This window comes from Microbacterium sp. ET2 (assembly GCF_030347395.1).
Classification (GTDB): Bacteria; Actinomycetota; Actinomycetes; order Actinomycetales; family Microbacteriaceae; genus Microbacterium; species Microbacterium albipurpureum.
Genome location: NZ_CP128170.1, coordinates 3,101,710 through 3,126,078, shown reverse-complemented (window position 1 = coordinate 3,126,078; position 24,369 = coordinate 3,101,710). Strand labels below are relative to the sequence as shown.

Below are 24,369 nucleotides of genomic sequence, written 5' to 3'. Positions count from 1 at the left end.
GCGCCCCGCGCGGATCAGACCTCGCCCAGCGCTCGCCGGGTGAGGTGCATGAGCGCGGACAGCTGCACCGAGTCGCTGGACTCGGGGTCCACCGCGATGCCGTCGAGGGCACGCTGGGCGAGCCCCTGCTTGGAGTCGATCAGCTCGGCGATCTTGGTGTCGATCGTGTGGGCGGCGATGATGCGCCACGCGGTCACGGGCTCCGCCTGACCGATGCGGTGCACCCGGTCGATGGCCTGCGTCTGCTCGGCGGCCGTCCACGACAGCTCCGCCAGCACGACGTTGGAGGCCGCCTGCATGTTGACACCGACTCCTGCGGCCGTCAGCGAACACACCGCGACCCCGACCTCCGGGTCGTTGTTGAACGCGTCGATGGCCTCCTGGCGTGCGGTGGAGGTCTGGTCTCCGCGCAGCGACACCGACCGCAGCCCCGACGCACGGAAGTGCGCCTCGGCGGCGTCCATGACGTCGATGTGCTTGGCGAAGAACACCACCTTGCCCACCGACCGTTGCAGCTGCACCGCATAATCGGCGGCGAGATGGGCCTTTGCCTGACCGATGCGACGCACCATGGTGAAGACGTTCTCGGCCCCGGTCCCCTGCGCCTTGGACTCATCGAGCTCGTTCTGGGCGACCAGGCGCACGATGTCGTCGTCGAGCTCTCCGGGCAGGTGCAGGTTCGCCTGACCCTGGCGGGCGGTGCCGCGGGCCTCGATGATCCGGCGATAGCGCGCGGCGAGGCGCTCGCCGAGCTCGCGCTCGGCCTGGCGGATCGATCGACCGAATTCGTCATCGAGCTCGACGGGAAGGTCGGCGATGAGCTTGTCGGGGAGGTCGGCCGCGACATCCGTCTTCAGGCGCCGGACGATCCCCATCGAGATGACCGCTTCGCGGGCGGCGGGGTAGAACGCCTTGTCGGCCGGTGTGAGCCCCGACTCGTCGAGCTTCTCCATCAGCTCCGGCCCCGGCTTCTCGCCGTTGGTCCAGCCGAGGAAGCGCCAGATGGCGTCGAAGTCCTCGACGTCGTTGATCAGCGGCGTTCCGGTGAGGGCCAGCATGAGGGGATCGCGCACCTGCTCGCGGATGCGGCCCGCCAGCGCGAGGACGTTCTGCGAGCGGAGCGAGGTGAGGTTCTTGATGAAGTGGGCCTCGTCGACGACCATGCCTTTCAGCCCGATCGAGCTGAGCCACGACAGGTGCCGGTCGAGGATCTCGTAGTTGACGATGAACACATCGGCGAAGGCGTCCATCGCCTCGCCGTCGCCGTGGATGACGGTCGCTCGGCGCTGCGGTGTCCAGCGCGCGACCTCGCGTGCCCAGTTCATCTTCACCACGTTCGGGACGACCGCGAGCAGCGGATAGGCGTCGGCGACCGAGGCGGCGAGCACCGACTCGGCGGTCTTGCCGAGGCCCGGCTCGTCGGCCAGGAGGAACGACCGGTGCCCCTGACGCACCGCCTCGAGGAAGCGCGACTGGTGCGGCATGACGTCCAGCCCCTTGGGCGAGAGACGGTCGAACTCGGGGACGGGGGGAAGATCCATGGATGCCGCTCCGCCGCCGGCCCCTGTCTCGAAGGCCTTGTACAGCGGACCCATGAGCCCCCAGCCGTCGAGGCGGCGGCGGATGTTCTCCTTGGGTGCCAGGCGCGACAGATCCGGCGCGAGGAACGGGTTCGCCATCTGGCGGGCTTCGACGGTCGCAGGCACTACCTGGCGCTCGGCGAGCGCCGCGGGCACGACCTGCGCGGGTGCGGGAGCGCTGTCGGTGATGATCAGCTCGTCCGGCGGCAGCTCGGCACCGGACTCCAGCAGCCAGTCGCGACGCATGCGGCGGGCGACCGGAGAGGTGGCCTGATCGACTTCGAGCAGCTGGATCAGCGAGGTGTCGCGTGCGGCCGTCTTGGCGAGGATCGTCGCGACACCGTCGAGTCGCTTCAGCAGCTCCGAGCGGGTGGCGTCGGTGATCTCGGTGTCGGCCTTGACCCGGGCCCGCTCCTCGCGGACGAGGAATGCGATCACCTGGAACTTGACGCGATTGGTGGGTCCGAGCTTGCCGCGCTGGGCTTTGGCTTCGACCTCGCGCACCTTACGGGCGAGGATCGGGATGACGGGAGCGTCGTCGTCACGGCGCGACGACGACCTTCTGCGGCCCGACGCCGAGCGTGAGCGCGAATCCTGGGCGGGTGCCGTGGTCGGCATGCTCCTCCTGAGCGTGAGTGCCGGTGAAGACCGGCGGGTGTCCGGCGGGACGGTGAGAGCGACGGGGTCCGCGGGCGGCGATCCGTCACGACGCGGGTCGGAGTCCTCGGCCGGGCGGCTGCGGGCTCTCGCTTCAGCGAGCTGCGGCGACGCCGGTGAGATCTCCGACACCGATTCTAGCGCGCCGGCGGGCCGCGCGCCCACTCCGGGCACGCCGTGCGGCGCGTCGGGTCACCCCCAGAGCGTCTGGACGATGTCCTCGCTGTACCCCTCGGGGGTGAAATTGATGTAGGCGGTGGCCACCCAGCCGTTGTCGCGCACGACGTGGGTCTCGCCCCGAAGGTAGGGTACGTCGTCGAGCGAGACACCGCGCTGCTCGATCCGGCAGACGGTCCCGCCCAGCCCGTCCTCGCAGCCGAAGCCCGACTCCAGCAGGCCGGTGCGCAGCGCCGCCGCCTGCGTCGCGTCGATCACCGTGACGGTGGTCGCGAGCCCCGACTCGCTCGGAGTGCCCCATGAGCAGCGGATCGACGCAGGTCCTGCGGCGAGGATCTCCAGCCCGACGGCGTTCTCGGTGGAGTACATCGTCACGCCGGGGTCGTTCAAGGGTGGATTCTGCTGGTTGAGGGACTCGAGCATCCCCGCCGAGTAGATGTCCTCGCACCGCTCGGGCAGCTGCAGCGTGTCGGGCAGCATGGTCTCGATCGGCGACGGGGTGGGCGCCGGCGACACCGGCGTGGCGGCACCCGACGGGGTCGGGCTCGAGATCGACGCGGACGGCGACGGCGTCGAACCGGGCTCGGGAACGCACCCGGATATCGCGGCGAGCACCATCGCCGCGCCCGCGGCGGTGACGACTGCGCGTCGGATGTTCATCATGGGTGCCCCTTCCCCGTCGGATCTCGACGATACCCGCGGGAGTAGGGTGAGCGCGTGACCGATCAGCCGGCGACACGCGAGCGTGTCGTTCTCCTCGTCGCCATCCTCGCGTCGTTCGTGGCCTTCCTCGACAGCACCGTGGTCACGGTCGCCCTTCCCGCCATCGCCGAAGAGCTCGGCGGAGGACTCGCCACCCAGCAGTGGGTGGTGGATGCGTACCTCATCACGCTCGGTGCGCTCATCCTCGTCGCGGGTTCCCTCAGCGACGTGTTCGGCCGGGTCGTGGTGCTGGTGTGGGGACTCATCGGGTTCGGAGTGACCTCCGTCGCGATCGCCGCGGCTCCCACGGCGGAGTTCCTCATCGTCGCGCGCGGGCTCCAGGGGGTCGCCGGTGCCCTGCTCGTGCCCAGCTCGCTCGCCCTCATCACTGCGACCTTCCGCGGTCCCGCGCAGGCGCGTGCCATCGGAACGTGGACAGGCGCGACGACGGCGGCGATGCTCGTCGGCCCTCTCCTGGGCGGTGTCTTCGTCGATCTGCTGTCCTGGCGCCTGGCCTTCCTGATCAACGTCCTCCCCATCGCGGTCACGCTCTTCCTCCTTCCGCAGATGGGCCTGGCCGAGAAGCGCGACCCCACTCGCAGCGTCGACTGGGCGGGCGCGGTGATGTGCGCCGTCGGGCTCGGCGGGGTGGTGTTCGCCCTCATCGAGCAGCCGAACCTCGGGTGGTCCTCACCCCTCATCTGGACGACGCTGGTCGTCGGCATCCTCTCCTTCGCCGGGTTCCTCGTGCGACAGCGCGTGGCGCGAAGTCCCATGATGCCGCTCGGGCTCTTCCGCGTCCGCAACTTCTGGACCGGCAACATCGCCACCGCCTTCATCTACGGCGCGCTGTCGTTGAACGGCTTCGTGGTCGGGGTGTATCTGCAGCAGGGCGCCGGGCTCCCCGCGACCCTTGCGGGGTTGGCGATGCTCCCGAGCACCGTGCTGCTCATCGTGCTGAGCTCGCGCATCGGTGCGCTCGCCGGCAGGATCGGCCCGCGCCTGTTCATGACGGTCGGACCACTGCTGATGGCCGTGGGCGCCCTTCTGCTCCTGACCGTCTCGGAGGACTTCGACTACTGGTGGCAGGTGCTTCCCAGCGTCGTGATCTTCGGTGTGGGGCTCGCCGCGACCGTCTCCCCCCTCACCTCCGCCATCCTCGGCGCGATCGACAGCTCACGCTCCGGGATCGCCTCGGCGGTGAACAACGCCGTCGCCCGCGTCGCGGGTCTGCTGGTGATCGCCGCCCTCGGCACCATCGTGGGTGGCTCGCTCGATCTCGACGGCTTCCACCGCGCCGCGATCGTGACCGCGGTGTTCCTCGCCATCGGCGGGGCGGTGTCGTGGCTCGGGATCCGCAATCCGGCAGCGAATGACAGCCCGGCGGAGGTCAGGTGAGGCGGGCGGACGTCAGACGAGGCTCTTGGTGTGCCAGACCGTCTTCACCTCGGTGAAGGCGCTGATCCGCTCGAGGCTCGGCGCCGCGGCATCCGGTCCCTGCTCGGGCGGAAGCACGCGCGTGAGCGTCTCTGCCGCCTTCACCTGCAGGTCGACCCAGTCGATCTCTCCCGCGCCGACCAGGTCGAGCGCGTGCACGTCGGGGTGACCCGCCAGCCACGGCGCGATCTCGGCAGGCGACCCGGTCAGGACGTTGACGACACCGCCGGGCACATCCGAGGTGGCCAGCACCTCGGCGAGGCTGACGGCCGAGAGCGGGAACGACTCCGAGGCGACGACGACCACGCTGTTGCCGGCGACGAGGGCCGGCGCGATCGCCGAGACGAGTCCGACCAGGGCGGTGTCCTGCGGCGCGATGACACCCACCACTCCCGTCGGCTCGGGCACCGACAGGTTGAAGTAGGGCCCTGCCACCGGGTTGGCGTTGCCCGTGACCTGGGCGAACTTGTCGCACCAGCCGGCGTACCAGACCCACCGGTCGATGGCTTCGTCGACCTCGGCAGCCGCCGTGGACTGCGACAGTCCGGTCTGCGCGATGATCTCGTCGACGAACTGGCCGCGACGGCCCTCGAGCACCTCGGCGACGCGGTACAGCACCTGACCGCGGTTGTACGCGGTGGCGCCCGACCAGGTCTTCGCGGCACCGACGGCGGCACCCACCGCGTCGCGGGCATCCTTCCGCGAGGCCTGCGCCGCATTGGCGAGGAAGGCGCCGCCGGGTGAGCGGACCTCGTAGGTACGCCCGGATTCGCTGCGGGGGAACGCACCGCCGATGAAGAGCTTGTAGGTCTTGGGAACGGTCAAACGCTGTGTCATGTCCTCGGTCCTCAGCTGTTCGCGGTGCTCTTCAGATACGCCAGCAGCCCGTGGCGGCCGCCTTCGCGTCCGTAACCGGATTCCTTGTAGCCGCCGAACGGGCTCGACGGGTCGAAGCGGTTGAAGGTATTGGTCCACACGACACCCGCGCGCAGGCGATCCGCGACGGCGAGGATGCGCGACCCCTTGTCGCTCCAGATGCCGGCCGAGAGACCGTAAGGGGTGTTGTTGGCCTTCTCGATGGCCTCCGCAGGGGTGCGGAAGGTCAGCACCGACAGCACCGGCCCGAAGATCTCGTCACGCGCGATGCGGTGGCTGGTCTGGACGCCGGTGAAGATCGTCGGCGGGAACCAGAAGCCGTTGTCGGGGATGACGCAGTCCGCGCTCCAGCGCTCGGCGCCCTCCTCCTCGCCGATGCGGCTGAGCCTCGCGGATGCGGTCCAGCTGCTCCCGGGAGTTGATCGCGCCGATGTCGGTGTTCTTGTCCAGCGGGTCGCCGAGACGCAGGGTCGACAGGCGCGCCTTCAGCCGGTCGACGACCTCGTCGTGGATGGACTCCTGCACGAGCAGTCGACTGCCTGCGCAGCAGACGTGACCCTGATTGAAGAAGATCCCGTTGACGATCCCCTCGATGGCCTGATCGATCGGCGCGTCCTCGAAGACGATGTTCGCCGCCTTGCCGCCGAGCTCGAGGGTGAGCTTCTTGGGGGTGCCGGCCACAGCGCGGGCGATCTCGCGTCCGACGGCGGTCGAACCGGTGAAGGCCACCTTGTCGACATCGGGATGACGCACGAGCGCCGCCCCCGTCGCCCCCGCGCCGGTGATGATGTTGACCACGCCCGGCGGAAGGTCGGCCTGCTGCAGGATCTCCGCGAAGAGCAGCGCCGACAGCGGGGTGGTCTCGGCGGGCTTGAGCACGACGGTGTTTCCGGCGGCCAGGGCCGGGGCGACCTTCCACGCGAGCATGAGCAGCGGGAAGTTCCACGGGATCACCTGGGCGGCGACCCCGAGCGGGCGGGGGTTCGCGCCGGCGCCGGCGTAGTCGAGCTTGTCCGCCCATCCCGCGTAGTAGAAGAACCACGCGGCGACCTGCGGGATGTCGACGTCACGGCTCTCCTTGATGGGCTTGCCGTTGTCGAGGCTCTCGGCGACAGCGAGCTCGCGGGCGCGCTCCTGGATGAGGCGGGCGATGCGGAAGAGATACTTCCCGCGGTCGCGCCCCGACATGGCCGACCAGGTCTTGTCGAAGGCGCGGCGCGCGGCGGTGACGGCGGCGTCGACGTCGGCGTCGTCCGCGTGTGCCACCGTGGCGATGCGCTTCTCGTCGGCCGGTGACACGGTGTCGAACGCCGGCCCTGATCCTGGGCGGAACTCGCCGTCGACGAAGAGCCCGTACTCGTCCTGCAGGGTGAGGATCGACCGGGACTCGGGCGCCGGGGCGTAGTCGAGGAAGGACGTGGATTCTTTCGTGGTGTCGAGCCTCGCGGGTCATCCGTGTCTCCTCAGTCGATCGTGACGTAGTCGGCGCCGGTGTAGTGCCCGGTGCGCAGCTTCTGCCGCTGGCGGAGGACATCGTTCAGCAGCGACGACGCTCCGTAGCGGAACAGGTGCGGCTGAAGCCACTCCTCCCCCACCGTCTCGGCGACGAGCACCAGATAGGCGATGGCGTCCTTGGCGGTGCGGATGCCGCCGGCGGGTTTGACCCCCACCCGCTGCCCGGTGGCGCGATACCAGTCGCGCACCACCTCGAGCATGAGGAGGGTCGTCGGGCGCGTGGCGGCGGGCTGCACCTTGCCGGTGGAGGTCTTGATGAAGTCCGCTCCGGCGAGGACCGCCAGCCACGAGGCGCGCTTGATGTTGTCGTAGGTGTTCAACTCCCCGGTCTCGAGGATGACCTTCAGCGATGCGGAGCTGCCGTCAGCGCGACGGCACGCCTGCTTGACCTGCACGATCTGGTCGAAGACCAGACCGTAACGGCCGGAGAGGAACGCACCGCGGTCGATCACCATGTCGATCTCGTCTGCGCCTGCCGACACCGCCTCGGCGGTGTCGGCGAGCTTGATGGCCAGCGACGAGCGGCCGCTCGGGAACGCGGTGGCCACGGCCGCGACGCTGATCAGGCCGTCGTCGGGGTCGCCGTGCGCGGCGCCGAGGGCGGCGACGGCGCCTTGAACCATGTCGCCGTAGACGCAGACGGCTGCCACACGAGGACAGGTGGGGTCGGTCGGATCCGGGGTGAGCGCCTTGGCGACGAGGGAGCGGACCTTGCCCGGAGTGTCGGCACCCTCGAGGGTCGTGAGGTCGATCAGTTCGATGATGCGGTCCAGCGCCCAGGCCTTGGAGGTCGTCTTGATCGAGCGCGTCGCGAGGGCCGCAGCGCGCTGCTCGAGCCCGACGGCGTCGACGCCGGGGAGCCCGTGGAGGTAGCGCCGGAGGGTGGTGTCGTCCGGTTCTCCGCCGAGGAGATCGACGGCGCGCTCGGCGAGCGTCTGAAGTTCGGTGCGGCTCATGGCCTTTCCCTTTCCCGGTTTGCCTGCGGTCGGGCAAACCTCAAGCCTAGACCGTCAGCGCCGCACGCACACGGTCGACGTCGTCGGCCATCTGCGCGATGAGCTGCGGGATTCCCTCGAAGGCGCCCATGGCCCGGATCCGATGACTGAACTGCACCTCGACCCGGTGACCGTAAAGGTCGAGATCGGTCTCGTCGAGGACGTACGCCTCCACCTGCCGACCGGTGACGTCGTCGAAGGTGGGGTTGGTTCCGATGCTGATGGCGGCGGGATAGCGGATGCTGCTGCGTGGACCTTCGGGAGCACCCGCCGCGATCGCCCCCTCATCCACGAGCCAGCCGGCGTAGACCCCGTCGGCGGGGACGTATCCTTCGCGATCCGCGGACAGGTTGGCGGTGGGGTAGCCGAGCTCCCTCCCCCGCTTGAGTCCGTGCACGACCTCCCCCCGCACCGACGGGGCTCGCCCGAGGAGCTTCGCCGCCGTCTCGACGTCGCCGACTTCGAGGAGTTCGCGGATCCACGTCGACGACACACGACGCTCACCCTCGATGGCGCGGACGTCGTCGACGACCTGGAGGGAGAAGCCGTGCTCGGCCGCGAGCCTCCTCCAGGAGCGTCACGTCTCCCGCACCGCCCCGGCCGAACCGGAAGTCACGACCGACCAGCAGCATCGCAACCCCGAGGGCGTCGACCAGGAGCGTCTGGACGAACCGGCGCGGCTCGAGGTCGGCGAGCTCGCGGTCGAACGTCAACATCAGCGTGGCATCGACCCCCGCCTCCGCCAGCAGCCTGAGCTTCTGGTCGGGTCCGACGAGGCTCACCGGGCACAGGTCGGGACGCAGGAGCGCGAGCGGATTGCGATCGAAGGTCACCGCGACGACCGGCGTGCCCATGGTGGCGGCGTTGACCCTGGCCCGCTCGATGAGTGCGCGGTGACCGGCGTGCACGCCGTCGAACTTGCCGATGGCGACGACGGAGGGCCCGTAGCCGGTGGGGATGTCCTCCGGGCTGCGGAAGACGATCATCGCGCCACCGCGTCGGCGCGGGCCGCCGCAGCCGGGCGAACGGCGGGCCGGTGCAGGATCAGCCACCAGAGTCCGAGGAAGGGCAGCACCAGGGGGATCAGCAGATACCCCGCTCCGAACCACGACCAGACGGTGGGGTGGGCGAACAGGGCGGGGAGGACGAAGCTGAGCGTGCCGATGATGAGCACCCCCGCGAGCTCGAAGCAGATCGCGACCCAGGCGACGCGGTACCAGGTGCGCGACCCGGAGAAGATCAGTGCCAGCGTGGCGAGGATGTAGACCACCGCCGCGAGCGCCGAGAGGGAGTAGGCCAGCGGCGCCTCGTCGAACTCGCGGACGATCTGGACGAAGGACCGCCCGGTGGCGGCGAGCGCCATGATGCCGTAGACGATGACGAGGACGCGGCCGACGCCGGTCATGCGGGTGCGGGGGGTCGAGATCATGGCGTCCTCCATCCTACGTTCGTCGTCCCCCGGACGCTCAGGCGAGCTGGATGGTCCAGATCACCTGCATCCGCCAGACCATGACCGCCACGGCGAGTGCTGCGACGCCCATGATCACCGTGCTCCACCGGCTGCGTTCCACGAGGGCCCAGGCGACACCCGCGGGCGGAAGGAGGGCCGCCGAGACGAGGTAGACCCAGAACTCCAGCAGGCTGCCGCTGGGTTGGTTGCCGGCGAAGGGCGCGATGATCGCGACGACGATCTGCACGATCAGCAGCACTTCGACCAGCGCCATCGCCCCGACGGTGACGTCGCTCGGTCGGCGTCCGGCAAGACCGAGGATGACGCCGAGCAGCCCCGCCGCGACGGCGACCGCGACCTGGATCAGGGTGAACCACAGGATCATCCCGCGACCTCCTCGGGCATGTTGACGACGCTCTTGATGTCGTCTCCTCGGCGTTCGACGATTCCAACCAACGCCCCGTCGGGGTCGATCGCCGCGGCACGGGGACCGGGGAGAGCCGAGGCGATCCCGGCCAGCCGTTTGCCGTGGCGAAGGTCTCGGGCTTGCGCGGCGGTGACGCCGAGAGCGCCGAGCACCGCTGCGGCGGCCTCTGCCGGGGGCCAGGGTGATGCCTCGACCAGGTCCTCGACGCCGACCGCGTCGCCGATGTGGAAGGGACCGATGCGTGTGCGACGCAGGGCTGTGAGATGGCCGCCCACGCCGAGGGCGACGCCGAGGTCGCGCGCAAGGGAGCGGATGTACGTTCCGCTTGAGCAGTCCACTGTCACGTCGAGATCGACCACGGTGCCGGTGCGGCGCTCGTCGGTGACCTCGAGACGGGTCACCGTCACCTCGCGTGCCGCCAGCTGGACCTCCTGCCCGGAGCGCGCCAGGTCGTAGGCCCGCCGCCCGTCGACCTTGATGGCGGAGTAGGTGCTCGGAACCTGCGAGATGGTGCCGCGGAGTGGCGACAGGTGCGTCTCGATCTCGTCGGCGCTCACCCCCGAGGAATCCGTCACCGCCGTGGTCTCCCCGTCGGCGTCGTCTGTGGTGGTCGTCTCGCCGAGGCGGATGGTGGCCTCGTAGGTCTTGTCGAGCCCGACGACGAAGGTGAGCAGGCGCGTGGCGGCATCCACCCCCAGCACCAGGAGCCCCGTGGCCATCGGGTCGAGGGTCCCGGCATGGCCGATCTTGCGCGTCCCCCGTGCGCGTCGAGCGCGGGCGACGACGTCGTGGCTGGTGATGCCGGGGGGCTTGTCCACGAGGAGGATGCCCGCCATCAGCAGGAGTCCGCCCAGGCGCGGCGGAGACGCTCGGGATCGGTGTTGTCGACGATCGCCGAGGCCTCGGCGCGCGGATCGGCGTCCTGCAGGTAGAGCTCCTGCCCCTCGCGGTAGCGGGCGTTCCAGGGCGACCACGGATCCGGATCGCTGCCGTCGCGGGCGGCAACGCGTGCGGCGGCGACGTCGATCGGCACGTCGAGCCAGACCGACCAGTGCCAGATGCCTCGGAGCTCGGGGCGCAGGAGGAACACCCCGTCGACGATGAGCACGGCGTCGCGCGGCGCCGTGACCCACTCGGCCTCGACCGGGGCGTCGCGACGGTGGTCGAACGCCGCGAGTTGGAAGCCCGTGGCGCCGCTGGTCTGCGCGCCGTCGCGGAACGGCTCGATGAGCACCCGCCGGAAGGTGGCGTAGTCGAAGGAGTCACGATAGAAGCCTTCGGGCGACGTGCGCCCCCGGGCGTAGCGCTCGGTGCGAGGACGGTGGAAGCCGTCGATCGATGCACGGAAGACGGCGGAGCCGTCCTCGGCGAAGACGGTGGCGAGGTGGTCGGCGAACGTGGTCTTGCCGGCACCGTCTATGCCGTCGACGGCGAGGATGATGCGCCCCGCGCGGTAGTGCTGGCGCACCTCATCGCGAAGCGACCGCCACAGTGTGGTGGCCGGTGTGACGGGCAACTGCATGGCACTCAGCCTACGACCGCGCGACCCGCGCACCGCGCGGGTCTGTCTAGGCTGATCGCCATGCCCGACCTCGCCACGCCGCTCATCGCGTGGTACCGCGACAACGCGCGCGACCTGCCGTGGCGGCGCCCCGGCTTTCCCGCCTGGGGCACGCTGGTGTCGGAGTTCATGCTGCAGCAGACGCCGGTGACCCGCGTCATCCCCCATCTGGAGGCGTGGCTCGCGCGCTGGCCCGCCCCGGCAGACCTCGCCGCCGATCCTCCGGCAGAGGCGGTGCGGCAGTGGGCGAACCTCGGGTACCCGCGGCGTGCGCTCTGGCTGCACCGCGCCGCCACCGAGATCCGCGACCGACACGGCGGAGTCGTGCCGCAGGATGTCGATGCGCTCCTTTCGCTGACCGGGATCGGCGACTACACCGCGCGGGCTGTGGCGGTCTTCGCGTACGGCAGGCGTCACCCCGTGGTGGACACCAACACACGTCGGGTGCTCGCCCGCGCCGTGGCGGGTCGTTCGCAGCCGGGGCCCCCTGCGCGTCGTGACCTGTCGGCGATGGAGGCGATCCTGCCGCCCGATGACGACGCGGCCGCGACCGTCAACGCGGCCGCGATGGAGCTCGGTGCGATGGTCTGCACCGCACGGGCACCACGGTGCGCGGACTGTCCGCTGTCGGCGATGTGCGCGTGGCGGACGGCGGGGCACCCCGACACCGGAGACGTGCGCCGGCGCCAGGCGCGTTACGAGGGCAGCGACCGGCAGGCGCGCGGAGCGGTGCTGAAGACGCTGAGGGACGCCGCGCACGACGTGCCCCAGGAATCGGTGCTCGCGGACTGGCCGGACGCCCTGCAGCGCGACCGCGCGATCGACTCGCTCGTGTCGGATGGCCTCGTGGAGGCATCCGCGGGGATGCTGCGTCTTCCCGTGCGGGGTCAGTCCTCGTCGTCGCGCGGCTTGACGTAGGGGTCGGCTTCGCCGGCGTAGCTCGCGGAGGACGCAAGTCCCGCCACCGCCTGGTCGCGCTCGCGCGCCTGACGGAGGAGGTCTTCGATGTGGCCCGCGTTCTCGGGGAGCGCGTCGGGGATGAACTCCAGGGTCGGGGTGAGCCGGACGCCCAGGCCCCGGCCGACTTCGCTGCGGAGCATGCCCGTGGCCCGGCGCAGGGCCTCACCGGAGGCCAGGCGAGCTTCCTCGTCGCCGAGCACGGTGTAGAACACCGAGGCGTGCTGCAGGTCGCCGGTCACCTTTACATCGGTGATCGTGACGAACCCCAACCGGGGGTCGCGCAGACCCTTCTCGAGTCGCTCGGCGATCAGCACCTTGATGCGGTCCGCCAGTCGAGCCTGTCGTTCCCCAGCCATTTCATTCCTCTTTCTCTCCCCACTCCCCCGGTGATGATCGGTGGGAGCGGAGGCGAGGGATGCCTCGTCGACGGTCGGGGTCTTGCGGGTTCCCGTTGTCGATGAGGCATCCCTCGCCGCAGCGTGGCGGATCAGCCGCGCGGCTTCTCCACCATCTCGGTTGTCTCGATCTCGTCGCCGATCTGGATGTCGTTGTACTTGCCCAGTCCGATACCGGCCTCGAAGTCCGTGCGGACCTCGGTGACGTCATCCTTGAACCGGCGCAGCGACTCGATGGCGAGCCCATCGGCGATCACGACGCCGTCGCGGATGACCCGCGCCTTGGCGTTGCGCGTGATCGTGCCGGAGCGGACGATCACACCGGCGATGTTGCCGAACTTCGAGGAGCGGAACACCTCGCGGATCTCGGCCACACCCGACTGGACCTCTTCGAACTCCGGCTTGAGCATGCCCGTCAGCGACTGCTCGACGTCGTCGATCGCGTTGTAGATGACCGAGTAGAACCGCACGTCCACACCCTCGCGCGCGGCGCGCTCGCGCGCCTTGGTGTCGGGACGGACGTTGAAGCCGATCACGATCGCGTTGTCGATCGTGGCCAGGTTGATGTCCGACTCGGTGATTGCGCCGACGCCGCGGTGGATGATGCGCAACTGGACGCTGTCGTCGACCTCGATCTTCAGCAGCGACTCCTCCAGCGCCTCGACGGCACCGGAGACGTCACCCTTGATGATGAGGTTGAGCGACTCGACCTTGCCCTCTTCCAGCGCACGGGTGAAGTCCTCGAGCGAGATGCGCTTGCGCGCCTTCGCCAGGGCGGCGTTTCGCTCTGCGGCTTCACGCTTCTCAGCGATCTGCCGGGCCGTGCGGTCTTCCTCGGTGACGATGAAGACGTCGCCGGCACGGGGGACGGAGTTGAGCCCCTGAACCTGAACGGGTCGCGAGGGGTAGGCCTCCTCGACCGGCTCGCCGTTCTCGTCGATCATCGCGCGGACGCGGCCGTAGGCGGTGCCCGCCACGATCGCGTCGCCCACCCGGAGGGTTCCGGACTGGATGAGCACCGTCGCGACCGAACCGCGGCCCTTGTCGAGCTTGGCTTCGATGGCGACACCGCGGGCGGCCTTGTTCGGGTTGGCGGTGAGGTCCAGTCCCGCATCGGCGGTCAGCAGCACCGCATCCAGGAGGTCCTGAATGCCGATGTTGTTGCGCGCCGACACGTCGACGAACATCACGTCGCCGCCGTACTCCTCGGCCACCAGACCGTACTCGGTCAGCTGCTGGCGGACCTTGGCCGGGTTCGCCTCGGGCTTGTCGATCTTGTTCACCGCGACCACGATCGGCACGTTCGCCGCCTGGGCGTGGTTCAGCGCCTCCACCGTCTGCGGCATGATGCCGTCGTCGGCGGCGACCACGAGGATCGCAAGGTCGGTCACCTGCGCACCACGGGCACGCATAGCGGTGAAGGCCTCGTGACCCGGCGTGTCGATGAAGGTGATCGCGCGCTCGATGCTGTCGTGCTCGGTCCACACCTGGTAGGCGCCGATGTGCTGGGTGATGCCACCGGCCTCACCGGCGACCACGTTGGTCTGACGGATGGCGTCGAGCAGTCGCGTCTTACCGTGGTCGACGTGACCCATGACGGTCACGACCGGGGGACGGATCTCCAGGTCCTCTTCGCTCTCGGCCTCGAGTTCTGCATCGAGGTCGAGACCGAAGCCCTCGAGGAGCTCCTTGTCCTCGTCCTCGGGCGAGACCATCTGGATCTTGTAGCCCAGCTCCTCGCCGAGCACCTCGAAGGTGGCTTCGTCGAGAGACTCGGTCGCCGTCGCCATCTCACCGAGGTTGAACAGGATGGTCACGAGCGTTCCGGGCTGGACGGTGTAGCCGCGCAGCGCCTCGAGCTTGTCCGCGAAGTCCGAGATCGACGCGCCGCGGCGCAGGCGGATGATCTCGCCGTTGCCCTTCTGGACGTTGATGCCGCCGACGACCGGCGCCGACCGCATCTCGAATTCCTGCCGCTTCGCCCGACGCGACTTGCGCTGCTTGGACTTTCCGCCGCCCTTGCCGAAGGCACCGGCGGTACCGCCACCGGGGCCGCGACCGCGGCCACCGCCGCCACCTGGGCGACCGGCGAAGCCGCCGCCGGCGGGAGCACCGGGGCGGAACCCGCCGCCACCGGCACCGCCGGGACGACCGGCGCCACCGGGACGCTGCTGGAAGGGCGCGCCGGGACGACCGCCGCCACCCGGACGACCGCCGCCACCGGGACGCGGCGCGCCGGGGCGCGGCGCACCTGGACGCGGAGCCTGCGGCCGCGGGATGTTACCGGGGGTCGGGCGCTGCCCCATCCCCTGCTGCGAGGAGAAGGGATTGTTGCCCGGACGCGGGCCGGCGGGGCGCTGCCCCATCCCCTGCTGCGAGGAGAAGGGATTGTTGCCCGGACGCGGTGCACCCGGACGCGGAGCGCCGCCACCCGGCCGGGGTGCGGGCGGGGTCGGTGCCGCCGGGGAAGGCGCGGGTGCGGAGGAGGCCGGGGCCTCCGGTGCCGCGGCGGCAGGACGCTCGGCCGCAGGGGCCGGCGCGCCGGGCGCCGCAGGGCGCGGCGACGACTGCGGAGCAGCCGGGGCCGCCGTCGCCGCCGGAGCAGCGGGCGCGGGTGCCGACGGCTTGGCCGAGGGCGCGGGACGTGAGGGACCGGGTCGACCCGCGGGGCGGGCGGGTGCGGTCTTGGTGTCGCCCGCCGCGGGGGTCGGGGCACCGTCCGCCTGCAGAGCAGCGCGGAGCTTGCGAGCCACGGGGGGCTCGATGGTCGACGAGGGGCTCTTGACGAACTCGCCGAGTTCCTTCAGCTTGGCCAGAGCGACCTTGCTGTCGACGCCGAGTTCGGAAGCGATCTCGTGCACGCGTGGTTTGGCAGCCACAAATTCTCCTGTCTGGGCCCACCCAGACAGGGCAGGCCGTTAGTCGCGGACGGGTCTCATTTCGAGCCGTTCACTTTTTTTCCATAGCCGTTCAGCCGTTTCTCGAGGGCTTTCGTGTCAAGCGCACCTGACACCCGCAATGCGCGAATGAATGCGCGGCGCCGCACCGCGGCCTCCACGCACTCCTGTGTGTCGTGTACCCACGCGCCCCGCCCCGGCATCGACGCGCGCTCATCGAGGATGAGAACCGAATCGACCGCCACCACCCTCAGAAGAGTGGCCCGGGGAGCACGCGCGCGGCATCCGACGCACATTCGTACGGGTTCCATGGTACACCTCGCCGGGCCCCGGCCCGGTGCGGGATCAGCCCTCTTCCAGGATCGAGTCGGGCTGGATGTCGATCTTCGCGCCCGTCAGCTTCGCCGCGAGACGTGCGTTCTGCCCTTCCTTGCCGATGGCCAGCGACAGCTGGTAGTCGGGGACGAGCGCGCGGACGGCCTTGCTGTTCGAATCGAGGATGAAGCTGGAGGTCACCTTCGCGGGAGAGAGGGCGTTCGCGACGAACTTCGCAAGCTCGCCGTCCCAATCGACGATGTCGATCTTCTCCCCGCCGAGCTCTTCGGTGACCGCCCGCACACGTCGACCGAGTTCGCCGATGCAGGCGCCCTTGGCATTGACCGTCGGATCGATGGCCTTGACCGCGATCTTCGTGCGGTGGCCCGCCTCGCGCGCGAGCGAGACGATCTCGACCAGCCCCTCGGCGATCTCGGGCACCTCGAGGGCGAACAGCTTGCGGACCAGACCCGGGTGCGTGCGCGACACCGTGATCGAGGGGCCCTTGGTGCCCTTCGACACCGAGGTGACGTAGACGCGCAGGCGCGCCCCGTGGGCGTAGTCCTCACCGGGAACCTGCTCCTCGGGAGGAAGGATCGCCTCGACGGTGCCGAGGTCGACGTGCACCATGCGGGGATTCGGCCCCTGCTGCACGATGCCCGCGACGATGTCGCCCTCTTTGCCGCGGAACTCCCCCAGCACCGCGTCGTCGGCGATGTCGCGCAGGCGCTGACTGATGACCTGCTTCGCGGCGAAGGCGGCGATGCGGCCGAAGTCGTCGGGAGTGGTCTCCTCCTCGCCGATGATCGCGCCCTCTTCGTCGGTGAGAGGCAGGTAGATCGCCACGTGACCGGTCTTGCGGTCGATCTGCGCGCGGGCGCCCTGAGGCAGTTCACCGGTGGCCGAGGAGTGCTTGGCATAGGCGGTCAGGATCGCCTGCTCGATGATGCGCAGCAGCTCGTCGAAGGGGATCTCCTTCTCCCGCTCGATGGTGCGCAGCAATCCGAGATCGATATCCACGATGCCCTCTCCTCTATTCAGCTCTCTCCGGCATCCAGCCGCTCCGGAATCCTTCCTACGGTACCCGATGGGGCACCCGCGGGTGTCGGTCGGTCACCGCGCGCAATCGTCGCGATCGAGTTCGCGCAGCTGGAACCGCTCATCGCTCCAGCGCACGAGGACGGGCAGGAACCGCGATCCGGGCAGCAGGATCTGGAGGTGCTCGTAATCGTCGTACACCAGCGTCCGCATGCGGTTGTCGGCAGCGCAGGAACGTGCGAGGAAGTCCTCCTGGAGGGAGGGAGGGATCACTTCGTCGGCGCTCCCCCACGCCAAGAGGACCGGCACCTCCCACGGGCCGGAAGCGGCGTTGGCCTCCAGACGCTCCCCGAGGGGACCCGTCGTGAGGTCGCTGGCGTACAGCGGATTGTCGGCGGAGACGCCAAGCGCGGTCGCGACCGAGACGACCACCCCCGGTTCGCTCGGGCAGCGCTGCGTCATCTCGCGGACGATGGGGGCGGCGCCCGGGGCGAGATACCGGGAGAGCTCGACGTCATCGTAGGTGTCGGAGTACGGCACGAGGACCCAGGAGATGAGGATCGCCAGGAGCGCGTTCGGTTCGCCGGAGATGAGCTCTTCGGCCAGTTCGGCCGGCTCCGCCGCCGGGGCGAGAGCCGCCACTCCCAGGACGTCCACGTCGGGAGCGTAGTCGTCCGCGATCTGAGCGGCCCAGAGGGCCGCATGCCCGCCCTGGGAATGCCCCCAGGCCATCGTCCGCTTCGACAGGATCAGCCCGTCGAGCCTCGCGCGCGGCAAGAACCGCGTCCAAGGACGACCTCGCCTCGCCGGTGCCGATGAGGTACGGGAAGACACCGGGGGCACCCTGCCCCGAGTAGTCGGTCGAGACGACCACCCACCCCTTCTCCAGGGCGTCCTCCAGTGCCGGGATCGCCCACCGCGTGGCGGCGTCGTCGCGGAGGCTCGGCGCGCACCCGCGGGCGACACCCGTCGTGCCGTGATGCCACATCACGACCGGCCGCGCACCCCGCGGCGGATCCACCGGCGAGATGACCAGACCGCTCGCGACGGCCGGCTGCCCCGCGGCATCCCTCGTGGTGTACAGGATCCGCGTGACCTCCCCTCCCGCCGGGAGACGACCGGAGTAGTCGTCGGCGCGGATCAGCCGCCCGTGCTCATAGGGCACCACCTCGGGTGGGGTGTAGAACGCATCCACGACCGGGGCGCCGTCCTGCAACCACTCGTTCACCGACCAGCCGCCGGCGCTGACCGCCACCAGGAGCAGCGAGAGGGCGTACCGTCCCACCGCCTGCCACCCGCGCAGCCGTGGGGACTCCGGCGCCGCGCCGTCCGCGGACGCGCGCTCACGGGAGGACAGCGCCGCCTGACGGACGACGCGCACCAGCTGGGTCGCCCCGAAGACGATGGTACGGACGCCGAAGACCACCGCGACGACGAGGACGGTGACGTCGGGCCACGTCACGGAGAGGATGGCGAAGACGATCTGACTCGCACCCCAGGTCGCCGAAAGCACGCGCTCGCTCGCACGGCCGCGCATCAGGGCGTCGGCGAGGGAGGTCAGACCACCCACGAAGAGCAGCACGGCGATCGCGGCGGGAAGGATCTGCAGAGCGCCACGCAGGCCCAGGAGGATGCCGAGACCGAGCGCCACCCAGACGATCGCCAGCACGCGCGAGAGCCCGCGCGGCTCCCTCGGGCGGACGATCTCGGCGATCCCGGTGGCCAGGGCGCTCAGGGCGACGTAGACCGCCAGGAGCACGAGGGAGGTGAGCGGCCGCGTGACGACGAGGAGGCCCAGCAGAAGGGCGCCCGCCCCGATCACCACCGACACCCACGGCGGCGCGTGGGTGGCGAGATGCGCGAGCGTTCGCCACCGGACGCGGCGCGGGTTCGGGTGGGCGCTCACCCGCGCCAGCCTATTCGCCTTCGGTGGGAGGAACCTCGGACCGCGACGGCGGCGCGACAATGCTCGCGCGAGGACGACGTCGCCCGCCATACTTTGCGGATGGATGACGTCAACGCCTGGCTCCTCACCTGGGGCGACAACCTGTGGACCTGGGTCGTGCTGCCGGTGGTGGTGCTGCTCGGGCTGTACTTCACGCTCCGGTCTGGGGTCGTGCAGTTCCGTCTCATCCCCGAGATGTTCCGCACCCTCACCGATCGCACGCCGCGCACCGAGAGCGGCGAGCCGCAGTCGGTGTCGGCGTTCCAGGCGTTCACGATCTCGGCCGCCTCGCGCGTGGGAGTGGGCAACATCGCCGGCGTCGGCACCGCGATCGCGGTCGGCGGTCCGGGCGCGGTCTTCTGGATGTGGCTCATGGCGTTCGTGGGTGGCGCCTCGAGCTTCATCGAGTCCTCGCTCGCGCAGCTGTTCAAGATCCGTGACAAGGACGGGTTCCGCGGCGGGCCCGCCTACTACATGGAGCGCGGGCTCAAGGCGCGGTGGCTGGGCGTGTGGTTCGCGGTCATCCTCATCGTGTGCTTCCCGTTCGCCTTCAGCTCACTGCAGGCGAACACCATCTCCGCCACCGTCGTCGCCACGATCGGCGAGGGCTCCCCCGGGTGGCTCCCCTGGCTCATCGGCGGCGCGGTCGCGGTGCTGACGGGACTGGTGGTGTTCGGCGGCATCCGCCGCATCGCGTCGGTGACCCAGCTGCTGGTGCCCGTCATGGCGCTGACCTACCTGCTGCTCGGGCTGATCGTCGTGGCAGTGAACATCGAGCGGGTGCCGGAGGTGTTCGCGCAGATCTTCACCCAGGCCTTCGGGTTCAACGAGGTCGTCGGCGCCGCCTTCGGCTACATCGTGCTGACCGGGGTCAAGCGCGGCATGTTCTCCAACGAAGCAGGCCTCGGGTCGGCCCCCAATGCCGGCGCGAGCGCCGCGGTGACGCATCCCGTCAAGCAGGGTCTCGTGCAGACCCTCGGCGTCTACTTCGACACCTTCCTGGTGTGCACGATCACGGCGTTCATCATCCTCGTCTCCGTCCCCGATCTCGCCGGCGCCCAGCGCGGCATCGATCTCACGCAGGGCGCGCTCGAGTCCACACTGGGCTCATGGGCGAGCGTGGTGTTGAGCGTCGTCATCTTCCTCCTGGCGTTCTCGTCGATCCTCGGCAACTACTACTACGGCGAATCGAACATCGAGTTCATCAACCCGGCACCGTGGCTGCTCACCGGCTACCGCACCCTCGTCGTCGTCGCCGTCCTCGTCGGATCGGTCGTCGGAGCGGATCTCGTGTGGAACTTCGCCGACGGCGTCATGGGCCTCATGGCGCTGACCAACCTCGTCGCCATCGGCCTGCTGTCGGGCATCGCCTTCAAGCTGCTGAAGGATTACACCCAGCAGCGCCGAGAGGGCCGCGATCCTGTCTTCACCCGCGACCGCCTCCCCGAGATCACCGGCATCTCGGTGTGGGAGGACGAACTCACCGTCACCGGCCCCATCGACCTCCCCACCCGCACGCGGCAGAGCCGCAAGCACCGCGACCACCTCCACGCCACCGCAGAACGACCATGACGGGACGGGGCGCGGGTCACGTCCAGGCATCCCTCCTGGTTACGCTGGCGTGATGGGGGCGGCGACAGAAGCCCGGAACGCAGCGCGCGCCGTCGAGGATGCCGAGTGGTTCCGGGTTCTCGCGCGCTCGGGCTACGTCGCGAACGGGGTCGTGCACCTCATCCTGGGGGTGCTCACGCTGGCGATCGCCGTGGGCTCGGATGGCGCCAGCGACCAGACCGTGGTCTTCAAGGCCGTCGCCGCGGCACCGCTGGGCTTCGCGGCGCTGTGGGCGCTGACGGTGGGACTGTCCGCACTGGGCCTCTGGCAGCTCGTGCAGAGCATTCTGATGCGCCGTCGGGGCGATGAGATGCCCCTGGCCGTGTGGGGCCGCCGCCTCGGCGCGTGGGGACAGGCTGTGATCTTCCTCGCTCTGGGACTCATCGCCGCTGCTGTCGCGCTCGGCGCCCGCCCCGACGCCGAGAGGACCACGGAAGACCTCAGCTCCGTGCTCCTTGGCATCTGGGGCGGGCCCGTGGTGCTCGGACTCACCGGCCTCGGGGTGGGAGTCGGCGGCATCGCGTTCGTCGTGATGGGCGTGCGACGGACCTTCGAGAACCGGATGACGCTGCCGGACGGCCTGCTCGGCACGACCGTCCGGGTGCTCGGGGTCGTCGGGTTCGTCGCCAAGGGCGTCGCTCTCGCGACCGTCGGGGTCCTGCTGCTCGTCGCGACCGTGACCGCAGACGCCGATGTCGCAGGAGGTCTCGACGGCGCCGTGCAGGCGCTCTTCCGCCTCGCCCTCGGTCCGTCCCTGGTGACCGCGGTCGGTGTCGGGCTGCTCTGCTACGGCGTGTTCAGCATGTTCCGGGCGCGGTACGCGCGACTCACCTGGCGGTGAGCCGCGCGATCGCGGCCTCGACGTCCATGACCTCACGCTCGCCGGTCGCACGATCCCACAGCTCGACGTTGCCGGAAGCGGCGTCGCGCCCCGCGATGACGATGCGGGGCACGCCGACGAGCTCGGCGTCGGCGAATTTCACCCCGGGAGAGACCTTGGGCCGGTCGTCGTAGAGCACGTCGCGACCCGTGGCCTCCAGACGAGCGGCGATGTCCTCGGCCAGAGCGTACGCCGCGGCATCCTTCCCCGTCGCCACCACGTGCACGTCGAACGGCGAGACCGACGCGGGCCAGATCAGGCCCCTGTCGTCGTTGTTCAGCTCGGCGAGGATCGCAAGGATCCGCGTGACGCCGATGCCGTACGAGCCCATCGTGACCGTGACGAGCTTGCCGTTCTCATCGAGGACTTTCAGCCCGAGCGTCTCGGCGAAGAACCGGCCGAGCTGGAAGACGTGGCCGATCTCCATTCCCCGTGCCAGCGACACCGGGCCCGACCCGTCGGGGGCAGGGTCGCCGGCGTGCACCGAGGCGACATCCACGACGCCGTCCCCGACGAAATCGCGGCCCGCGACGAGGGAGTGGACGTGCTTCTCGTGGATGTTGGCCCCGGTGATCCAGCTGGTGCCGTCCACGACACGGGGATCCAACAGGTAGCGGATGCCGCTGGCAGACTCCTCGCCCAGGATCGGCCCGGTCTCGGACCACGGACCGATGTATCCGCGGACGAGCTGCGGGTTCCTCTCGAAGTCTGCGTCGGTGGCGGCCTCGACCTCTGCGGGAGCGAAGGCGACCTCGACGCGCTTGTCGTCGATGTCGCGGTCGCCGGGAATCCCCACGACGACCAGTTCGCGCGTGCCGTCCAGGTGGGCCAGGGCGAGCACCACGTTCTTCAGCGTGTGCGCCGCCGTCCACTGCGTGGCGTCGTCGGTCGCCGGCCCCGCAATGCCCGCGGAGGGCGCGGCGAGATGGGCGTTGGCGTGGTCGACGAGGGTCTGGATCGTCGGCGTGTCGGGCGAGTCGAAGATCGCCGGGGCGGGGAGCCCCTCGGCCGGCAGCGGCGCAGGCGCGATCGTCTCGAACGCCTCGACGTTGGCGGCGTACCCGCCCTGCGAGCGGACGAAGGTGTCCTCGCCGACGGAGGTGGGGTGCAGGAACTCCTCGCTGCGGGCACCGCCCATCAGGCCGTTGTCGGCCTGCACGATGACGTACTCCATGCCCAACCGCTGGAAGATCCGCTCGTACGCGTCGCGCTGCGCCTGGTAGGAGGCGTCGAGGCCCTCGTCGGTGTAGTCGAAGGAGTAGGCGTCCTTCATGGTGAACTCCCGCCCGCGCAGGAGCCCCGCACGCGGCCGGGCCTCGTCGCGGTACTTGTCCTGGATCTGGTAGATCGACAGCGGCAGGTCCTTGTACGAGGAGTAGAGGTCCTTCACCAGAAGCGTGAACAGCTCCTCGTGCGTGGGCGCCAGCAGGTAGTCGGCGTCCTTGCGGTCCTTCAGCCGGAAGATGCCGTCACCGTAGGCCTCCCATCGACCGGATTCCCGGTACGGGTCGGCGGGCACCAGGGCGGGGAAGTGCACCTCGTACGCCCCGATCGCCGACATCTCCTCGCGGATGATGTTCTCGATGCGCGCCTTCACGCGCAGGCCCAGGGGCAGCCAGGCGAAGATTCCCGGCGCCTGGCGACGGATGTACCCGGCGCGGACGAGGAGACGGTGACTGGTGACCTCGGCGTCGGCGGGGTCTTCGCGGAGCGTGCGGAGGAAGAAGTGCGAGAGACGGGTGACCACGAGCGACAAGTCTAGGGCGGGACGTCAGTCTCACGGTTCGGGCTGCAGGCGCCGCCACGGCGCTCCCACCCGTTCCCGCAGGAAGGAGTCACCACCTCGGCCATGTGAGAATGCAATATATTACAACGGACTTCCTCCACGCACGCATGAAAGGCGCACCGTGAAGCTGCACGACTTCCCCCGGCATCCGCTCACCTTCGGACCGAGCCCCCTTCAGCGGTTGAATCGGCTGACGCAGCACCTCGGCGGGGCGGAGATCTGGGCCAAACGAGAGGACGTCTCCAGCGGCCTGGCCTTCGGGGGCAACAAGATCCGGAAGCTCGAGTACATCGTCCCCGACGTGCTTGCCTCGGGCGCCGACACCCTCGTCTCGATCGGCGGGTACCAGTCCAACCACACCCGGCAGGTCGCCGCGGTCGCAGCGCACCTCGGGCTGAAGGCGCGGCTGGTCCAGGAGAAGTGGGTCCCCTGGGATGACCCGGTGAACGACAAGGTCGGCAACATCCTGCTCTCCCGCATGATGGGCGCCGACTCGCGCCTGGACGACGCGGGGTTCGACATCGGCATCCGCGACTCGTGGAAGCAGGCGCTGGCCGAGGTGGAGGCCGGCGGCGGCACCCCCTACCCGATCCCGGCGGGCGCGTCCGAGCATCGGCTCGGCGGGCTCGGTTTCGCGAACTGGGCCTTCGAGGTCGCCGAGCAGGAGAAGGCGCTCGGGGTGTTCTTCGACACGATCATCGTCTGCACGGTCACGGGGTCCACCCACGCGGGGATGATCGCCGGGTTCGCGGCTCTGGAAGAGCTGACCGGCGTCCGCCGACGGGTCCTCGGCATCGACGCCTCCGCGACGATCGTGAAGACGCGCGACCAGGTGACGCGGATCGCCCGGAGCACCGCAGAACTGATCGAAGTCGGCCGCGACCTCCGCGACGACGAGATGCAGGTGCTCGAGGGCTGGGCCGGCGACCTGTACGGCATCCCGGTCGACTCGACCATGGAGGCCATGTCTCTCGGGGCCCAGCTCGAAGCGATGATCACCGATCCGGTCTACGAAGGGAAATCTCTCGCAGGGCTCATCGATCTCGTGAAGGGCGGCGACATCCCCAGGTCATCCACTGTTCTGTACGCCCACCTCGGCGGCCAGCCGGCGATCAACGCCTACCACGCACTCTGGAGCTGAGCCCGCCGGGCTGCTTCCGCTCGC

Annotated in this window: 19 protein-coding genes and 3 pseudogenes; 5 read left to right on the top strand and 17 right to left on the bottom strand. The window is 69.9% G+C overall.

Going from position 1 to position 24,369, the window contains the following annotated elements; all coding sequences use genetic code 11:
- Nucleotides 1-14 precede the first annotated feature (14 nt).
- Both QSU92_RS15090 and QSU92_RS15085 read right to left on the bottom strand, forming a co-directional pair.
- A complete protein-coding gene (locus QSU92_RS15090) occupies nt 15-2,198 on the bottom strand; it encodes a DEAD/DEAH box helicase (protein WP_289263092.1) in 2,184 nt (727 codons plus the stop codon).
- Nucleotides 2,199-2,429: 231 nt separating this feature from the next.
- The gene (locus QSU92_RS15085) at nt 2,430-3,077 is read right to left on the bottom strand and encodes a hypothetical protein (protein WP_289263090.1); all 648 of its coding nucleotides are present in this window, start codon (nt 3,075-3,077) and stop codon (nt 2,430-2,432) included.
- A 54-nt stretch (nt 3,078-3,131) separates the two neighbouring features.
- On the opposite strand from QSU92_RS15085, the gene QSU92_RS15080 reads away from it, so the two are divergent.
- Complete coding sequence (locus QSU92_RS15080) at nt 3,132-4,514, top strand: MFS transporter (RefSeq protein WP_289263088.1); 1,383 nt, start codon at nt 3,132-3,134, stop codon at nt 4,512-4,514.
- A 12-nt stretch (nt 4,515-4,526) separates the two neighbouring features.
- Here QSU92_RS15080 and QSU92_RS15075 read toward each other — a convergent pair whose 3' ends face one another.
- From QSU92_RS15075 to QSU92_RS15040, 8 genes and pseudogenes are all read right to left on the bottom strand, one after another.
- Nucleotides 4,527-5,390 carry an aldehyde dehydrogenase family protein gene (locus QSU92_RS15075; RefSeq protein ID WP_289263086.1) on the bottom strand — a complete coding sequence of 288 codons (864 nt, stop codon included), beginning with the start codon at nt 5,388-5,390 and terminating at the stop codon, nt 4,527-4,529.
- Nucleotides 5,391-5,401: 11 nt separating this feature from the next.
- Nucleotides 5,402-6,806, bottom strand: a pseudogene (locus QSU92_RS15070) (aldehyde dehydrogenase family protein).
- Nucleotides 6,807-6,892: 86 nt separating this feature from the next.
- Nucleotides 6,893-7,900: a deoxyribose-phosphate aldolase gene (gene deoC, locus QSU92_RS15065; RefSeq protein WP_289263084.1), complete on the bottom strand. Its 1,008-nt coding sequence runs from the start codon at nt 7,898-7,900 to the stop codon at nt 6,893-6,895.
- A 46-nt stretch (nt 7,901-7,946) separates the two neighbouring features.
- Nucleotides 7,947-8,925, bottom strand: a pseudogene (locus QSU92_RS15060) (bifunctional riboflavin kinase/FAD synthetase).
- Nucleotides 8,922-9,368 (bottom strand): hypothetical protein, encoded by a 447-nt coding sequence (locus QSU92_RS15055; RefSeq protein ID WP_289263081.1) that lies wholly within the window; start codon nt 9,366-9,368, stop codon nt 8,922-8,924. Before QSU92_RS15055 ends, QSU92_RS15060 begins: the two are co-directional and overlap by 4 nt.
- A gap of 37 nt (nt 9,369-9,405) precedes the next feature.
- Entirely contained in the window at nt 9,406-9,774 is a 369-nt protein-coding gene (locus tag QSU92_RS15050; RefSeq protein ID WP_289263079.1) for a hypothetical protein, read from the bottom strand.
- Nucleotides 9,771-10,652 (bottom strand): tRNA pseudouridine(55) synthase TruB, encoded by an 882-nt coding sequence (gene truB / locus QSU92_RS15045; RefSeq protein ID WP_289263078.1) that lies wholly within the window; start codon nt 10,650-10,652, stop codon nt 9,771-9,773. Before truB ends, QSU92_RS15050 begins: the two co-directional genes overlap by 4 nt.
- Nucleotides 10,652-11,338 carry a nucleoside/nucleotide kinase family protein gene (locus tag QSU92_RS15040; protein WP_289263076.1) on the bottom strand — a complete coding sequence of 229 codons (687 nt, stop codon included), beginning with the start codon at nt 11,336-11,338 and terminating at the stop codon, nt 10,652-10,654. The genes truB and QSU92_RS15040 overlap by 1 nt, the downstream gene beginning before the upstream one ends.
- Nucleotides 11,339-11,398: 60 nt before the next feature.
- On the opposite strand from QSU92_RS15040, the gene QSU92_RS15035 reads away from it, so the two are divergent.
- On the top strand, nt 11,399-12,295 hold the full coding sequence (locus tag QSU92_RS15035; protein WP_289263074.1) for an HhH-GPD family protein: 897 nt from the start codon (nt 11,399-11,401) through the stop codon (nt 12,293-12,295).
- On the opposite strand, the gene rbfA is transcribed toward QSU92_RS15035, so the two are convergent.
- From rbfA to QSU92_RS15005, 6 genes and pseudogenes are all read right to left on the bottom strand, one after another.
- Nucleotides 12,265-12,693, bottom strand: a complete 429-nt coding sequence (gene rbfA, locus QSU92_RS15030; RefSeq protein WP_289263072.1) for a 30S ribosome-binding factor RbfA — start codon at nt 12,691-12,693, stop codon at nt 12,265-12,267. The two genes, QSU92_RS15035 and rbfA, sit on opposite strands and share 31 nt — an antisense overlap.
- A 131-nt stretch (nt 12,694-12,824) precedes the next feature.
- The gene (gene infB / locus QSU92_RS15025; protein WP_289263070.1) at nt 12,825-15,611 is read right to left on the bottom strand and encodes a translation initiation factor IF-2; all 2,787 of its coding nucleotides are present in this window, start codon (nt 15,609-15,611) and stop codon (nt 12,825-12,827) included.
- A gap of 56 nt (nt 15,612-15,667) precedes the next feature.
- Nucleotides 15,668-15,877: a YlxR family protein gene (locus QSU92_RS15020; RefSeq protein ID WP_289263068.1), complete on the bottom strand. Its 210-nt coding sequence runs from the start codon at nt 15,875-15,877 to the stop codon at nt 15,668-15,670.
- Nucleotides 15,878-15,974: 97 nt separating this feature from the next.
- Nucleotides 15,975-16,964 carry a transcription termination factor NusA gene (gene nusA, locus QSU92_RS15015; protein WP_289263067.1) on the bottom strand — a complete coding sequence of 330 codons (990 nt, stop codon included), beginning with the start codon at nt 16,962-16,964 and terminating at the stop codon, nt 15,975-15,977.
- Between the two features lie 93 nt (nt 16,965-17,057).
- Complete coding sequence (locus QSU92_RS15010; protein ID WP_289263065.1) at nt 17,058-17,714, bottom strand: lipase family protein; 657 nt, start codon at nt 17,712-17,714, stop codon at nt 17,058-17,060.
- 688 nt (nt 17,715-18,402) lie between these two features.
- Nucleotides 18,403-18,519: pseudogene (locus QSU92_RS15005) on the bottom strand (hypothetical protein); the annotation flags it as partial.
- A gap of 468 nt (nt 18,520-18,987) precedes the next feature.
- Between QSU92_RS15005 and QSU92_RS15000 the strand changes: the two are divergent.
- Both QSU92_RS15000 and QSU92_RS14995 read left to right on the top strand, forming a co-directional pair.
- Nucleotides 18,988-20,499, top strand: a complete 1,512-nt coding sequence (locus QSU92_RS15000; protein WP_289263063.1) for an alanine/glycine:cation symporter family protein — start codon at nt 18,988-18,990, stop codon at nt 20,497-20,499.
- A gap of 52 nt (nt 20,500-20,551) precedes the next feature.
- The gene (locus tag QSU92_RS14995) at nt 20,552-21,379 is read left to right on the top strand and encodes a DUF1206 domain-containing protein (RefSeq protein WP_289263061.1); all 828 of its coding nucleotides are present in this window, start codon (nt 20,552-20,554) and stop codon (nt 21,377-21,379) included.
- On the opposite strand, the gene QSU92_RS14990 is transcribed toward QSU92_RS14995, so the two are convergent.
- Entirely contained in the window at nt 21,366-23,165 is a 1,800-nt protein-coding gene (locus QSU92_RS14990) for a proline--tRNA ligase (protein WP_289263057.1), read from the bottom strand. The two genes, QSU92_RS14995 and QSU92_RS14990, sit on opposite strands and share 14 nt — an antisense overlap.
- Before the next feature lie 160 nt (nt 23,166-23,325).
- Between QSU92_RS14990 and QSU92_RS14985 the strand changes: the two genes are divergently transcribed.
- Nucleotides 23,326-24,345 carry a 1-aminocyclopropane-1-carboxylate deaminase gene (locus QSU92_RS14985; RefSeq protein WP_289263055.1) on the top strand — a complete coding sequence of 340 codons (1,020 nt, stop codon included), beginning with the start codon at nt 23,326-23,328 and terminating at the stop codon, nt 24,343-24,345.
- The last annotated feature ends 24 nt before the right edge of the window (nt 24,346-24,369 follow it).